The 14481-nt window shown below is 49.5% G+C and carries 12 protein-coding genes and 1 pseudogene; 7 read left to right on the top strand and 6 right to left on the bottom strand.

All coding sequences use genetic code 11. The annotated features are described in order from the left end of the window. Positions 1 to 95: 95 nt before the first annotated feature. The 4 genes from accD to HMPREF3144_RS10430 all read right to left on the bottom strand — a co-directional run bounded on the left by accD (position 96) and on the right by HMPREF3144_RS10430 (position 5473). Positions 96 to 968, bottom strand: a complete 873-nt coding sequence (gene accD / locus HMPREF3144_RS10445; RefSeq protein WP_018026975.1) for an acetyl-CoA carboxylase, carboxyltransferase subunit beta — start codon at positions 966 to 968, stop codon at positions 96 to 98. A 5-nt stretch (positions 969 to 973) separates the two neighbouring features. Then, complete coding sequence (gene trpA, locus HMPREF3144_RS10440; protein WP_070477818.1) at positions 974 to 1807, bottom strand: tryptophan synthase subunit alpha; 834 nt, start codon at positions 1805 to 1807, stop codon at positions 974 to 976. Positions 1808 to 1819: 12 nt separating this feature from the next. Further along, positions 1820 to 3019 (bottom strand): tryptophan synthase subunit beta, encoded by a 1200-nt coding sequence (trpB, locus tag HMPREF3144_RS10435; RefSeq protein ID WP_048767091.1) that lies wholly within the window; start codon positions 3017 to 3019, stop codon positions 1820 to 1822. 72 nt (positions 3020 to 3091) lie between these two features. Next, the gene (locus HMPREF3144_RS10430) at positions 3092 to 5473 is read right to left on the bottom strand and encodes a RelA/SpoT family protein (protein WP_210394314.1); all 2382 of its coding nucleotides are present in this window, start codon (positions 5471 to 5473) and stop codon (positions 3092 to 3094) included. Between the two features lie 225 nt (positions 5474 to 5698). On the opposite strand from HMPREF3144_RS10430, the gene HMPREF3144_RS10425 reads away from it, so the two are divergent. Beyond that, complete coding sequence (locus tag HMPREF3144_RS10425) at positions 5699 to 6220, top strand: NAD(P)H-dependent oxidoreductase (protein WP_070477816.1); 522 nt, start codon at positions 5699 to 5701, stop codon at positions 6218 to 6220. 4 nt (positions 6221 to 6224) lie between these two features. Here HMPREF3144_RS10425 and pncB read toward each other — a convergent pair whose 3' ends face one another. Further along, positions 6225 to 7436: a nicotinate phosphoribosyltransferase gene (pncB, locus tag HMPREF3144_RS10420; RefSeq protein WP_070477814.1), complete on the bottom strand. Its 1212-nt coding sequence runs from the start codon at positions 7434 to 7436 to the stop codon at positions 6225 to 6227. Positions 7437 to 7581: 145 nt separating this feature from the next. On the opposite strand from pncB, the gene fdxA reads away from it, so the two are divergent. The 6 genes and pseudogenes from fdxA (at position 7582) to HMPREF3144_RS10390 (ending at position 13196) form a co-directional block, all read left to right on the top strand. Continuing rightward, positions 7582 to 7905, top strand: coding sequence for a ferredoxin FdxA (gene fdxA, locus HMPREF3144_RS10415; protein ID WP_026156897.1), 324 nt, complete (start codon positions 7582 to 7584; stop codon positions 7903 to 7905). Positions 7906 to 7924: 19 nt separating this feature from the next. Beyond that, entirely contained in the window at positions 7925 to 8710 is a 786-nt protein-coding gene (locus tag HMPREF3144_RS10410) for a ferredoxin--NADP reductase (protein ID WP_371441271.1), read from the top strand. A 70-nt stretch (positions 8711 to 8780) separates the two neighbouring features. Further along, a pseudogene (locus tag HMPREF3144_RS10405) lies at positions 8781 to 10001 on the top strand (polyhydroxyalkanoate depolymerase); the annotation flags it as partial. Between the two features lie 643 nt (positions 10002 to 10644). Continuing rightward, complete coding sequence (gene rsxB / locus HMPREF3144_RS10400) at positions 10645 to 11316, top strand: electron transport complex subunit RsxB (RefSeq protein WP_070477810.1); 672 nt, start codon at positions 10645 to 10647, stop codon at positions 11314 to 11316. After that, complete coding sequence (gene nth, locus HMPREF3144_RS10395; protein WP_070477808.1) at positions 11316 to 12020, top strand: endonuclease III; 705 nt, start codon at positions 11316 to 11318, stop codon at positions 12018 to 12020. Before rsxB ends, nth begins: the two co-directional genes overlap by 1 nt. After that, positions 12021 to 13196 carry a metallophosphoesterase gene (locus HMPREF3144_RS10390; protein WP_070477806.1) on the top strand — a complete coding sequence of 392 codons (1176 nt, stop codon included), beginning with the start codon at positions 12021 to 12023 and terminating at the stop codon, positions 13194 to 13196. It abuts the gene before it with no gap. A 27-nt stretch (positions 13197 to 13223) separates the two neighbouring features. On the opposite strand, the gene HMPREF3144_RS10385 is transcribed toward HMPREF3144_RS10390, so the two are convergent. After that, a complete protein-coding gene (locus tag HMPREF3144_RS10385; RefSeq protein WP_070477822.1) occupies positions 13224 to 14369 on the bottom strand; it encodes an ABC transporter substrate-binding protein in 1146 nt (381 codons plus the stop codon). Positions 14370 to 14481: the final 112 nt, after the last annotated feature.

The following is a 14481-nucleotide window of genomic DNA, read 5'->3' as shown; positions in this document are numbered from 1 at the left end:
CCTGTCGGGTTTGCCAACCTCGCTGGGCAAACACTAAAAAGGCCGAGATACACAAGCATCCCGGCCTTTACACTATCCGTACAAAAAATGACGGGCTATTCGCCCACTGCCTGTTCAGACTTTTGGGTTAATAAAGCAATCAGATGGGCAACTGTTTCGCGCATCTCCTTACGATGCACCACCATATCTAAGGCACCCTTTTGCAGCAGGAACTCGGCACGCTGGAAGCCCTCAGGCAATTGCTCACGCACTGTCTGCTCAATCACCCGTGGACCAGCAAAACCCACCAAAGCATTAGGCTCAGCCAGCACCACATCACCCATAAACGCAAAGCTAGCGGACACACCACCCATGGTCGGATCGGTCAGAATGCTGATAAAAGGTAGGCCTGCCTCAGACAAACGAGTTAACATCGCATTGGTCTTGGCCATTTGCATCAGCGAAAACAAGCTCTCCTGCATACGCGCCCCACCGGAGGCACTGACACAGACAAAGGCAGTGCGATTTTCAATCGCATGCTGGACCCCGCGCACAAATAGCTCACCCACCACCGAGCCCATTGAACCGCCCATAAAGCCGAATTCAAAACAAGCAAGGGTTGCCGGCATCCGCATAATGGTGCCGCCCACTACCACCAGCGCATCACTTTCCTTGGTGTCTTTAACCGCCTCACTGAGACGCTCGGTATAGCGGCGAGAGTCTTTAAACTTCAGCGGATCGGCGGAGCGTAAATGCTCACCAATCTTTACCCTGCCCTCGGGATCCAATAAAGAATCAATCCGGGCACGGGCATTAAGACGCATATGGTGACCACAATTAGGGCACACATTCAGGGCCTTTTTTAGCTCATCACTATAAAGTGCCGAGTCACAGCTTGGACACTTAACCCAAACACCCTCGGGGACGCGTTTAGTATTTTTATCTTCGCGATTAATTCGCGGGGGTAAAATCTTATCTAACCAACTCATGAATATTACTCTTTTTCTAATGTATCAAGGCCTTGGCGAATATCGGCTAACCAAGCGCCCGCAGCGGCAGCGGCCAACTCGGCATGACGCTCCTCAGCTTGTCCCGCTAGTGCATCCTGTACGGTCGTAATTAACTTACTGCCAATCACCACCGCATCTGCCACGGCAGCAATGGCGCGAGCACTGTCAACGTCCTGTATCCCGAAGCCCACACCGACGGGAATATTAACAAAGCGCTTGATATTTTGAACCTTGATTTTAACATCATCCGTATCTAAAGCGCCGGAGCCTGTCACCCCCTTAAGTGACACATAGTATACATAACCCTTGGCAATTTCACCGACCTTTTTAATACGTTCATCCGTTGAAGTCGGTGCAATCAAGAAAATTGGTGCCAACTCAGCCGTTTCAAAATAAGGCGCTACCTCAGCGAACTCCTCGGGTGGATAATCCACGATTAGCACACCATCCACACCGGCCTCTGCCGCCGCTTGCGTAAATTGCTCCCAGCCCATCGCTTCAATCGGATTAGCGTAACCCATAAACACAATGGGCGTATGCTGATTATCCTCACGGAAGCGGCGCACCACCTCAATCACCCCTTTAAGCGTCATGCCATTAGCAATCGCCCGCTCGGTGGCTAATTGAATCACCTTACCGTCAGCCATTGGATCGGAAAAAGGCACACCCAATTCAATCACATCCACGCCACTTTTAACCATCGCATGCATCATCGCCAGCGTGGCTTCAGCACTCGGGTCACCGCAAGTAATAAAAGGGATTAATGCCGTGCGCTCGCCACAACGTGCAAAAGCCTCATCAATTCGTTTAATAGACATGTATTGCCCCTACTACAACTGGATATTGCCATAGTCGGCAACGGTGTGAATATCCTTGTCGCCACGACCAGATAAATTCACCAAAATGATCTGATTCTGCGCCATTTGCGGTGCGATACGCGCCGCATACGCTAATGCGTGCGAAGACTCTAAAGCCGGAATAATGCCCTCAATCGCACAACAATCATGGAAAGCCTGAATGGCTTCGTCGTCATTAACGATTTCATAGCTCGCCAAACCAAGCTCTTTTAATAAGGCATGTTCAGGGCCCACGCCGGGATAGTCTAAACCCGCAGAAATAGAATGGGTGCCTTGTACCTGACCATTTTCATCCTGAATCACCATGGTGCGATTACCATGCAGCACACCAACTTGCCCAGCATTAATCGAGGCTGAGTGGAGCTTGGTATCGACCCCCTTACCGCCTGCCTCAACCCCGACTAAGCGCACATGCTCATTACTCAGGTAGGGATGGAAAATACCGATCGCATTCGAACCGCCACCCACAGCCGCTGTCACCACGTCGGGCTGACGACCAGCCGCTTCCTGCATCTGCTCAATCGCTTCACGCCCAATCACGCATTGGAAATCACGCACCATCTCTGGATAAGGCATGGGGCCAGCAACCGTACCGATAATATAGAAAGTATTATCGACATTCGTCACCCAGTCACGCATGGCTTCGTTTAAGGCATCCTTAAGCGTCTTGGAACCGCTATCGACAGGCACCACAGTAGCGCCTAACAGCTTCATGCGGTAGACGTTAAGCGCTTGCCGACGTACATCCTCGGCGCCCATATAGACCACGCACTCTAAGCCATAACGAGCGGCAACGGTAGCGGTAGCGACGCCGTGCTGACCAGCACCAGTCTCAGCGATAATGCGCGTCTTGCCCATACGACGGGCGAGTAAAATCTGACCGATACAATTATTAATCTTATGCGCTCCGGTGTGATTTAAATCCTCACGTTTGAACCAGATTTGCGCACCACCCAAGATCTCTGACCAGCGCTTAGCGTGGTACACGGGGCTAGGACGACCGACAAAATGCTTTAATTCATAATGAAATTCAGCTAGAAAATCGGGATCATCCTTGTATTTAGCATAGGCTTCCTTTAGTTCATCCAAGGCGTGCACTAAGGTCTCGGCCACAAAACGACCGCCAAACCGCCCGAAATGTCCTGATGCATCAGGATAGTTATACTCTCTCAAGAGACCTCCGCAGATTCATCGTATTCATATAAACTCTTGATTTTAACCTAAATTGCCCGAAGATATTTCAGACTAAGAACGATTCACAGAATGCACTTCAGGCATTTCCGCAATGGCATTCACAACCTTAGGCACTTGCTCACCGTCTTTAATCTCAACGGTAAATAATAAATTCACCACCCCTTGACGGCTTTGTGTATTTAAAGCGGCAACATTCATTTTGTGCTTAGCAAAAAGCTCGGTAATATCTCGAATCAAACCAGGGCGATCGGAGGCGCTCACGGCGATATTGACCGGGTAAATACGGTCCGCCGTATTACCCCAATCTACCTCAATAATTCGCTCTGGATACTTTAGCTGTAACGCCTTAAGACTTGGGCAGCCCTCACGGTGAATGGTCACACCACGACCACGGGTAATAAAACCATGAATCTTATCCGGCGGCACAGGATGGCAACAACGTGCTAATTGCGTCAGCAATGAATCCACCCCAACCACTAAGACACCGTTTTTACTATCACTCTGACTGTGGCTATATTGGAGTCGCGCTAGCACCTCATCATCTGGTCCCACCGCTTCAGGCTCGGTAAAGGCTAAGCCGATATTTCTAAGGCTATACTCATCCTTTGCCACCGCCACAAAGAGATCCTCAGCTTGGCTAAAGCCCAGCTTTTCAGCTAAGTGCTCAAGATTGGTGGCGGTCTTGCCGAGACGCTGCAATTCCTTTTCAACCAATTCCTGACCGCTCACAATGCGTTTTTGCAATTCAATGGCATTAAACCAAAGACGCACTTTGGCACGGGCTCTCGGACTGGCCAGATAAGCCAATTGCGGATTTAACCAATCGCGTGAAGGACCACCTGATTTAGCCGCTATAATCTCCACCGTTTGCCCGGTTTGTAAAGGCGTATTAAGAGACACTAGCTGGCCGTCGACCCTGGCGCCTCGGCAACGGTGCCCTAAATCAGTATGCAAGCGATAGGCAAAGTCAACCGGCGTACTTCCCTCAGGCAACTCAATCACTCGTGCTTGCGGAGTTAGTACATAAATCCGTGCCGGCGCCGCCTCAGGCGCTTCGCTGTCTTTGTCAAGCGCTGCCTTAACTGGCTTGGCCTCTTTACTTTTAGGGGTATCGGTGGTGGCTGCCTTTGCCGTACTGCTAGTGCTTGCCGCAGGCTCAAGCGACAGCACCTCGTCCGTATCACCTGCCGCCAAGACCTGCTCTTGTAGTTGCGTGGCCTCTTGTTCAGAAATACCCTCTTCACGACGCCACGACAATAACTGCCGCATCCAAGAAATCTGCCGATCGTAAAGACTAGATGCCGTGGTTTCGCCCCCTTTGGCGCCGGATTCCTTGTAGCGCCAATGTGCTGCCATACCGTATTCGGCAAACTGATGCATTTCGTGGGTGCGAATTTGCACTTCAAAATTACGTCCGCTTTCGTCCTGCACCACCGTATGCAGAGAGCGATAACCATTGGGTTTAGGACGGGCGATATAGTCATCAAACTCATCCATCACCGGGGTCCACAATGAATGCGTCAATGATAATACGGTATAACAATCACGCTCGGTCTCGGTGATAATACGTATCGCCTGTAAATCATAAATCTCCTCGAACGAGAGATTTTTATTGCGCATTTTATTGTAAATACTGTAGATGTGCTTCGCTCGCCCCGTCACTTCAGAATGAATATTAAGCTGCTGCAGATTGGTATTGAGCTTATCAATAAAGCGCTGCACCAATTCCTCACGCTCAGTCCGGCGCACCTCTAATTTATTGGCAATATCACGATAAATTGCCGGCTCTAAAAAACGGAAGGAAAGATCTTCTAGCTCCCATTTAATCTGCCAGATCCCCAAGCGATTAGCTAAGGGAGCATAAATATCACGCGTTTGTTGAGCCAATATCAGTGGACATGGTCGCTTGGAGTCACTATACCAACGTAAGGTCTGTAGGCGTGAAGCCAAACGCAAGATGACAATGCGCAAATCACTAGCCAGAGCCAGCAGCATCTTACGCAACATCTCCTGCTGATCCTGCACTTGCTCACTGTCTTTTTTTTCAGCCAGCGTGGCTTGAGCCCCAATACGAATTAAGGTACGAGTGCCTTGGACTAAATTCAGCACCTCTAGCCCAAAAAGCGCCAAAATTTCTTGGCGAATCTCGTGTGCTTGCTTTGGATCCGGCTCGCTCGGCAATGAAGCCAAGATACCGGCAATCATTGAGGTCACATCCATTTGCAACAAGGATAAGGAGTGCAATACGCCTTTGGCATGACGCACACAAGGCTCAGTCGTAAACATGGACTTGCCAGTGAGACGCTTTTCAGCCCACTCAATCGCCAGCCGTAGTTTCGCTGCGTCTTCCTCAGTCAAGTCTTCATAAATAGGGCTTAACCAAGACTCACTAAAATGGTGGTCATCCTCACCTGCAAGCACTTTTTTAATCATGTAGATTACTTAAAAAATGGATCAATGAATGTAGTTTGCTACTGCAAGCCATCAGTCTACAATAAGGATTGATAAACTTAGGCTATATACTTATGCACCAGGGTCATTAACCATGGCGGTAATGCATTACCATGATAACTATTGTACCGCTTACAATGGTTGCAACCGAGATTATTGAAAAGGCTTTGATATTTCATCACACTGCCCCTTAGCATGGAGTTGCCGATGCAAACTAAACATAAAACGCTACTCATTATTTGGCACAGCCGCACGGGCGCCTCCGAGCAGGCGGCAAAGGCGGCAGCGGCAGCCGCTGAGGCATTGATTGATGAGTTAGCGAGTATGGATGATACGCCGTACCAACTGCTAGTAAAAAAGGCGGCTGAGGTGAGCTTGGCGGAGCTACTCAGTGCACACGCCTATTTATTTTGTGCGCCAGAAAATCTCGCTAGCTTAAGTGGTCAAATGAAGGAGTTTTTTGACCATTACTACTATCCACTACTGGGGCAGATCGAGGGGCGCTACTATAGTGCCATTATCGCTGCGGGTACGGATGGCACGGCTGCGCTGAAGCAACTACAACGTATTTGCAGAGGATGGCGCTTAAATGAGGCGGTGCCTGCCATTATTCTAAACACAGCGGCAGCAAGCCAAGCGCAAATCCTAGCGCCCAAGCAACTCGGTGTAGCGCAGGTCGCTCAGGCTGAGGAAATAGGCGCCACCCTGATGGCGCTTATCTCAACCTAGGCGCTTAACCCGGATCTCTTGCAATGGTGGCAGCCTCATCGGGTGTCGGCATATTAAACACATGCCGTAAATAAGCCAAATAGGCTGGATCATCACACATGGTCTTGCTAGGCTCATCGGAAATCTTAGCCACCGGTTGACCATTGCAACGCACCATCTTCATCACAATCTGTAAGGCCGGCACGCCCATATCATTCGTCAAATTCGTGCCAATACCAAAGGAGGTTTTGCAGCGGTCCTTAAAGCGCTCGGCGATTTTCATGGCTAAAGGGATATCCAAACCATCGGAGAAAATTAAGGATTTATTTTTAGGGTCTACACGATGCGATTGATAGTGAGCCAGCATGCGCTCACCCCATTCAAAGGGGTCGCCTGAATCATGCCGCGCTCCGTCGAAGAGCTTACAAAAATAGAGATCAAAATCACGTAAAAACGCATCTAAACCATAGACATCGGATAAGGCAATCCCTAGGTCACCACGATACTCTCGGGCCCAACGCTCAAAGGCAAATATCTGCGAATCACGTAAGCGCGGCCCCAATGCCTGACACGCCTGCAAATACTCATGCCCCATGGTACCTAAGGGCAAGGTGTCATACTCGCGCGCCAGTAGCACATTACTGGTACCCACAAAGCATTGGCCCATCTGCTCACACAAGGTTCTGACCACTTCATAATGCCATTCACGAGAAAAACGACGCCGTGTACCGTACTCCGCCAATCGAAAAAACGCCGCCTCTGGGTCAAAGGCATGCACCTGCTCAATTTTACTTTGTAGACGGCGTCGCCCCTCCGCCAAATCCATGCTTGGGTAGTTATTACGAAAATAGACCTCGTTTACAATGGCAAGGACTGGGATCTCAAAAAGGATGGTATGTAACCAAGGCCCCTTTGCCTCAATCGAGATCTCATTAGGTGAGTCACCCTCGCCGATAAAGAAATGACGCTCGGAGAGCTGAAACAAGCCGAGAAAATCCACAAAATCCGACTTAATAAAGCGTAAACTGCGCAAATAATCAAGCTCATCTTGCTTAAAACGCAGGCTGCATAAATGCCTGACCTCCTCTCGGATCTCATCAATGTAGGGACGTAAATTCACATTGTCGTTACGACACTTGAAACGATACTCTGCATGAGCGGCCGGGAACTGATGTAATACCACCTGCATCATGCTGAATTTATATAAATCCGTGTCCAATAATGAATTAATAATCATTTCTTATCCGATAAAAAGCACAATTATTCAATACATTATCACAGTAAAGGGTTTTCAACACTTCAGTGCTTAGGATTGGTTAAAATAACGTTATTCTAAAGGGTGCGCTTTTTATCGCCCGATTTTATTTGGAGTTGTCTTCATCATGACACATGTAGTAACTGAAAACTGTATTAAGTGTAAATACACCGACTGTGTGGACGTCTGTCCTGTGGACTGTTTCTTAGAGGGTCCTAACTTCTTAGTGATTGATCCAGATGAGTGCATTGACTGTGCGGTCTGTGTCCCCGAGTGTCCGGCAAATGCAATTTTTGCGGAGGAGGATGTACCCGAGGATCAAGTCCACTTTATCCAGTTAAACGCTGAGTTGACGCCCTTATTTACCTCCATTACCCGTACCCGTGAGCCCTTGCCTGATGCGGACGAGTGGAACGGGGTTGAGAATAAACTACAATATTTAGAAAGATAATGACATCGCAATGACTGAAATTTCTGATTTACCTTATACCGTCCAGACTGTTGTAGATAAAAAGATCTGGGTTCCAGGCAAACTGTTCTCAATTAAAACCACACGTAGTCCTGAGTTCAGTTTTAAGCCGGGGCAGTACGCACGCTTAGGTCTAGCCCTCGGTTTAGACGAGGATGAAAAAACACCACCCGCTGCGGATATGACGTGGCGTGCGTTTTCCATGGTAAATCAGCCGGACGATGAACAGCTTGAGTTCTTTGCCACCTTGGTGTCCGACGGTCTGTTCAGTCCCAGTCTTTATGAATTAGAAGCCGGTGATACGATTTATATAGACAAATCGGTCTTTGGCTTTTTAACCATTGATCAATTCCCTCAAGGCGGCGATTTATGGTTACTGTCAACAGGCACCGGCTTATCCGCCTTTTTACCCATGCTGGGCGATGAAAAAACATGGCAAAGCTTCGATCGTGTGATTTTATGCCATGGTACTCGTTTTATTAATGAATTCGCTTATACTGACTTGATACAAGATGTCAAGGAGCGATATGGCGATCGTTTTGTTTACTTAGCCATTTCGACGCGCGAAGCACATCAAGACTATCCGCAAAAGCGTCTCACTGACTTAATTGTTAGTGGTGAGTTAGCGGAGCTTGCCGGACATGCGATGGATCCGGAGGTCGCACGCATTATGCTGTGCGGCAATCCGGGCATGACCACTGAAGCGCGTAAGCGCTTGGGCGAGTTAGGATTTAAATCCGGTCGCCGTGGTAATTTAGGCAACTTAGCTGTAGAAAAATACTGGTAGTTCTATCATCATCACCTTCAACTTGCGCTCGTGCTGACGGCTTTTATGGCACACGCTGGGGAGAGCAATCATGCTATACAACATCTATGAAATGAATCGTCTGATGCTGTCGCCTTTGAGCTATGCATCGTCACTAGTAGCAGAAACCTTTACCAACCCTTTCAGCCCCTATTCCTATGTGCCGGGTTCACGTCGCTTTGCTGCACGTTTTGATCTCTTTAACCGGCTTGGCAAGGAGTATGCCAAGCCAGAATGGGGGATTGATGAGGTTGAAATTAACGGTGAAATGGCTAAGGTAAGCATTGAAACCTTGGTTAATAAGCCCTTCTGTAATTTATTGCATTTTAAGCGCAGTGCCTCCAAAGACCCTGGCGGCGATCCTTCGGTGCTGATTGTGGCGCCTTACTCAGGCCATCATGCGACCTTGTTGCGCGACACCGTACGCCGTATGTTGACTGATTTTGATGTGTATGTGACTGATTGGTTGGATGCACGTACGGTACCAGTCAACCAAGGGGCCTTTGACCTTGACGAGTATGTGTACTATTTAATCTCTTTCTTACACTCCATCAATAAGCGTGTACACGTGATGGCGGTGTGTCAGCCAGCCGTGCCAGTGATGGGTGCGGTTTCCCTCATGTCTCAACAAGATGACCCACTCGTGCCACTCAGCATGATCTTAATGGGTGGACCGATTGATACCCGCGAGTCACCGACGGTTGTCAATAACCTGGCCGACCGCCATTCGCTCGCTTGGTTTGAGACGCAAATGATTCAGCGCGTACCGCCCCGCTACCCCGGTAATGGTCGTTTAGTCTATCCAGGCTTTATGCAGCTGATGGGCTTTATTGCCATGAATCCACGCTTACATTTGAAGTCCTACCACGAGTACTACCTTGATCTAATGCGTGGTAATGAACCCGAAGCAGAAAAGCACCGTACCTTCTATGATGAGTACAATGCCGTGTGTGATTTACCGGCAGAGTTCTACTTACAAACGGTCAAAGTCGTGTTCCAAGATCATGCCTTACCCAACGGCACCTGGTATGTAGGTCATCATTTAATCGATCCTAGCAGCATCAAAGCAACCGCCTTATTGACGGTTGAAGGTGAGCTGGATGATATTACTGGCATCGGTCAAACCAGTGCGGCCCTTGAACTGACGCCTAATATCCCAGCAGATAAGAAAAAGGCCTTTGTGGCTGAGGGCAGCGGTCATTACGGTATTTTCTCCGGTAGCCGTTGGCGTAATCATATTTTCCCTGTGGTTGCAGACTTTATTCATGAGGCTCAAATTGATGAAGAGGAGCAGCTACTGGCACGCCTAAGAGCGGAAGTTGAAATCGCCATTCGCCGAGAAAATGAGGCCAAAGCGCGTGCAGCTGCCCGCCAAGCGGCTCGGGCAGCAAGCAAGGCTGCCAAAGAAGCAGAAATAGCGAAAGTGCGAGAGCGCGAAGAGGCCATTGAAAAAGCCAAGCAAGAGGCGCTTGAAGCAGCCGAGGCCGAAGCTAAGTTATTAGCAGCCGCCGAGGTCAAGAAAAAAGCAGAGGCAGAGGCTGCGGCGAAAGCTGAGGCTGAAGCCAAGGCTGCTGCCGAAGCAAAAGCACGCCAAGCGGCTGAGGCGCGCGCCCGTGCTGACGCTGCGAAGAAAGCCGCTGCCACAGCGAAAGCAACGGCCGAGGCGGCAACGAAAGCAAGCAGCTCCAACACCCCGACCGCTAAACAAGGCAGTCTCGAGGGCGTAGAGCAAAGTGCCAAAGCGCCTGCCCCAGCACAAGCTGCGCCAAGCACGGCGGTCACGCCTCCGGCTGAAGCTCAACGCTCCACCCAAGCGTCTACTACGGCCACCAAGGCAGCAACAAAGACAAGTCCAGCAGCTGCTAATAAAGCCGCCCCTAAAAACGCACAATCATGAGGCAAAACAAGCTAAAGCAATGAATCCATTAGTCGCACAAATTCATTCTGTTTTACCTCAAACCCAATGCACCAAGTGCGGTTATGACGGTTGCCTCCCCTATGCGACAGCCATTGCAGAGGGCGAGGCAATTAACCGCTGCCCACCAGGGGGTGAAGCCGGCATTGCTGCACTTGCCGCACTCTTGTCTCGCCCTACGCTACCTCTAAATACGGAGGAATGCGGCGAACATGTGCCATTGCAACTAGCACGGATTGAGGAACGTCATTGCATCGGCTGTACCCTCTGTATCCAAGCCTGTCCAGTCGATGCCATTATCGGTGCGAATAAATACATGCACACAATTATGGCTTCACGCTGTACCGGCTGTGAACTCTGTGTCGCCCCCTGCCCTGTCGACTGTATTAGCATGGTGCCGGCTCAACGCCAATGGACCCAGGACGATGCAAGCGCCGCTTGGCAACATTACCAAGCACGAGAGGCGCGTCTTGAAAAAGAAGCCGCTGCGGAGCAACAGCGCTTAGCCACCGCCGCTGCACGCAGTCTAAATCAAAGTCGCCCTGCCCAACTCACTAACACCGTCAGCAAGACAGATGAGCGTACTGACCCCAAGCAAGCTGCCATTGCCGCTGCCCTAGCTAAAGCACGGGCACGCCGTAACGCAGTTGCTACTTCTAACGATAAGAACTGATGAATAAACAAAAACGTCAAGCAATTTTTGAGCGTTTTCGTGCTGCCAATCCTAAACCCACCACTGAGTTGGTATTCCACAATAATTTTCAATTATTAATTGCGGTATTACTATCAGCACAAGCCACCGACGTCTCGGTTAATAAGGCGATGGAACCAGTATTCCTTACCGTCAAAACCCCACAAGACCTATTGGATATGGGCTTAGAGCGCTTTACTGAAGCCATTAAAAGCATCGGACTTTACAAAACTAAAGCGAAAAATGCCCTAGCCACCGCCAAGATTCTAGTTGAGCAATATGGCAGTGAAGTACCTAATGATCGTGCTGCCCTTGAGTCCTTGCCGGGCGTAGGTCGTAAAACCGCCAATGTGGTGCTTAATACGGCCTTTTCCGAAATTGCAATGGCGGTGGACACGCATATTTTCAGAGTTTCCAACCGTACAGGCATTGCCAAAGGCAAAAACGTATTGGAAGTGGAGCAACGCTTACTGCGCCTGGTACCTAAGGAGTTTTTATTAGATGCGCATCATTGGTTAATTTTACATGGCCGATACGTTTGTACGGCGCGCTCACCCAAATGTTGGCAATGTGGGATCAGTGATCTGTGCGAGTTCAAGGACAAACCACCACACCCCGCTGTCCGCAAAAGTACCGCTAAAAAAGCGCTTAGCAAAGCAGCAAAGCAATCTATCAAAAGGATGTAAATGTTAATTCACCTCGTTGGTCTACTGCTTTTTATTTATATTTATATACGTCTGATACGCCCACTGCCGCTACGTTGGTGGTTTAAGCTGAGCTATGCGGGCATCGTACTGCTCGCGTCTCAGATTCACCTTATCCAAAAACTGCTCCCCGGCGGCTTAGCGGCGCCAGAGTTACCCGCTTGGATCGTCATGACCATGGGTTGGACCTATGCTTCCATGATGGTGTTGGCCATTGCCTTACTGTTGCGCGACACCCTGCTGGCTTTAAGCTATACCCTCGATAAAGGTGAGCGGGTGCGACGTGCGCTCTTATCACCGCTCAACAGCAGCTTTATGTTGATGTTTTCAACCTTTGTGTGTGCTGTCGGTGTGTGGCGTGCGGTGAGTTTTCCCAATGTCACCCATCTGGAATTGGAGTTTGATAAACTGCCCCCCGCCTTTGATGGTTATCAGGTGGTGCATCTCACCGATCTCCATGCCAGTCGCTTACTGCCGGAATCATGGCTTGAGGAAACACTGAGAATCGCCATGCATGAAAATCCCGATTTAATCCTAATCACTGGTGATTTAATTGACGGTACCCCGCAACACCGTCACCGCGATATTCGCCCCTTTAAGAGCATCACTGCCAAAGATGGGGTGTGGATCTCCTTAGGCAATCATGAGTATTATTCAGGCCTAGACGAATGGCTAACAACCTTTAAAGAAGAGCTGTTTTTACCGGTATTAATCAATGAAAATGTGCGCATTGTCCGTGGCAGTGATGAAATAGTGCTTGCCGCCATTACGGATCCGGTGGCCAAGCGCTTTGGCAAAGAGATGCCGGATATTGATAAAGCCCTTAAGGGGACTAGTGCTGAGGATATGATTATTCTCATGAGTCATCGCCCCGCTGACGCCAAGCGCCATGCCGCTAAAGGCGTGAGTCTACAGCTCTCAGGGCATACCCATGGCGGCCAACTGCTGGGGCTGAATCTAGTCACTAAAATGGCGAATCAAGGCTATTTGATGGGGCTTTATCACATTGGCGATATGTACCTCTACCTTAGTCGAGGGGCAGGCTTATGGGGCGGCTTACCCGTGCGTATTGGGGTAGAATCAGAAATCGTCTCCATTACCCTACGTTCAAAAAAAGCAAAGGCAGAAAGTCAACAACCCTCTGCCTCTACTAAGTAACGCAACAATACCGTGGCGTCGAATGAGCTATTCGGCGTACACAAATTGACCGTCTTTGACCTGGCCCATCACCACTGCACGTGCATCAAAACCCTGATGGTCCTGTGGCGTCACATTTAACACACCAGTGGGTACAATTAAATCCTTAGTCTGCTCTAACTGTTGACGTAAGGCCTCACGGAAAGCTGTGGTACCAGGCTTTAAGCCCTCGGCCAAGGTGCGCGCCACAGCGGAATCCGCTAGCACCCACGCGCCCCACGCGTCGCTGGAAAACTGCGTAGCGGTACCCTCACCATAGCTTGCCTCGTAAGTTTCAGCAAAGTCTAAGGCCTTTTGCTTTGCTGGATGCTCGTCCGGTAGCGTACGGGCCACCACACTGGGACCAGTAGGGAATAAGGTACCCTCAACCACGGCACCACCTACCTGCAAAAATTCAGGTGTGGCAATACCATGTGTTTGATAAATTTGACCCTCATAACCACGCTCTTTTAAGGTCTTTTGCGGCAACACTGTGGGCGTACCAGCACCGGCAATCAAAATCGCATCTGGCTTAGCGCTGAGCAACTTTAACACCTGTCCCATGGTACTGCTATCAGTACGCTGATAAGTTTCTCGAGCAACGATTTCAAGCTTGCCGTCGGCTGCTGCGGAAAACTCACGCCACCAACTATCGCCATAGGCATCAGCGTAGCCAATATAGCCAATGGTTTTAAAGCCGCGCTTTTGCATATCCTCTACCAAGGCTTGGGCCATGAGATTATCATTTTGCGACATTTTGTAGGCCCACTCACGCCCGCCTTCATTCACCGGCTGCACCACGGAACCAGAGCCAACCAAAGAAATCATCGGGGTTTTAGTTTCCACCAGCACATCTAAAATGGCCAAGGCACCAGCGGTAATATTAGGCCCTACCAGTAAGTCAATACCATCTTCAGACGTCAGTTTGCGTACATTGCGCACCGCCTTACTCACGTCCGTCGCATCATCCAACACAATATAACGCGCCGCTTCACCCCCTAGGGTGTCAGGCCATAATTTAATCGCATTATGCGATTGAATACCGATGGCAGCCGCTGGACCCGTGCTGGAGACAGTCACCCCAACGACCACCTCTGCATTGACGGCGCCAGCTAGGCTGAATGCTAAGAGCGTGCTAATGAATTGTTTTTTCATGGTATAAGACAAAATTAAAATAATTGAATAGATAGAAATTATAAGCCTTTAAAAACAAAAATACCCGGTTAGATGCCCTAAAACAAATAACCGGGTAGCTTCTAAACGCCTC

It is taken from the genome of Oligella sp. HMSC05A10 (assembly GCF_001808335.1).
In the GTDB taxonomy this organism is placed as follows: domain Bacteria; phylum Pseudomonadota; class Gammaproteobacteria; order Burkholderiales; family Burkholderiaceae_B; genus Oligella; species Oligella urethralis.
Note: the sequence above shows the minus strand (reverse complement) of the source record. Positions and strands in the feature narration are given on the sequence as shown.

Bases quoted from the DNA above. Each gene is read 5' to 3' on its own strand.
- trpA (WP_070477818.1), bottom strand. From the start codon at position 1,807: ATGTCTATTAAACGAATTGATGAGGCTTTTGCACGTTGTGGCGAGCGC.
- HMPREF3144_RS10390 (WP_070477806.1), top strand. From the start codon at position 12,021: ATGTTAATTCACCTCGTTGGTCTACTGCTTTTTATTTATATTTATATA.
- rsxB (WP_070477810.1), top strand. From the start codon at position 10,645: ATGAATCCATTAGTCGCACAAATTCATTCTGTTTTACCTCAAACCCAA.
- nth (WP_070477808.1), top strand. From the start codon at position 11,316: ATGAATAAACAAAAACGTCAAGCAATTTTTGAGCGTTTTCGTGCTGCC.
- HMPREF3144_RS10385 (WP_070477822.1), bottom strand. From the start codon at position 14,369: ATGAAAAAACAATTCATTAGCACGCTCTTAGCATTCAGCCTAGCTGGC.
- HMPREF3144_RS10430 (WP_210394314.1), bottom strand. From the start codon at position 5,473: ATGATTAAAAAAGTGCTTGCAGGTGAGGATGACCACCATTTTAGTGAG.
- accD (WP_018026975.1), bottom strand. From the start codon at position 968: ATGAGTTGGTTAGATAAGATTTTACCCCCGCGAATTAATCGCGAAGAT.
- pncB (WP_070477814.1), bottom strand. From the start codon at position 7,436: ATGATTATTAATTCATTATTGGACACGGATTTATATAAATTCAGCATG.
- fdxA (WP_026156897.1), top strand. From the start codon at position 7,582: ATGACACATGTAGTAACTGAAAACTGTATTAAGTGTAAATACACCGAC.
- HMPREF3144_RS10425 (WP_070477816.1), top strand. From the start codon at position 5,699: ATGCAAACTAAACATAAAACGCTACTCATTATTTGGCACAGCCGCACG.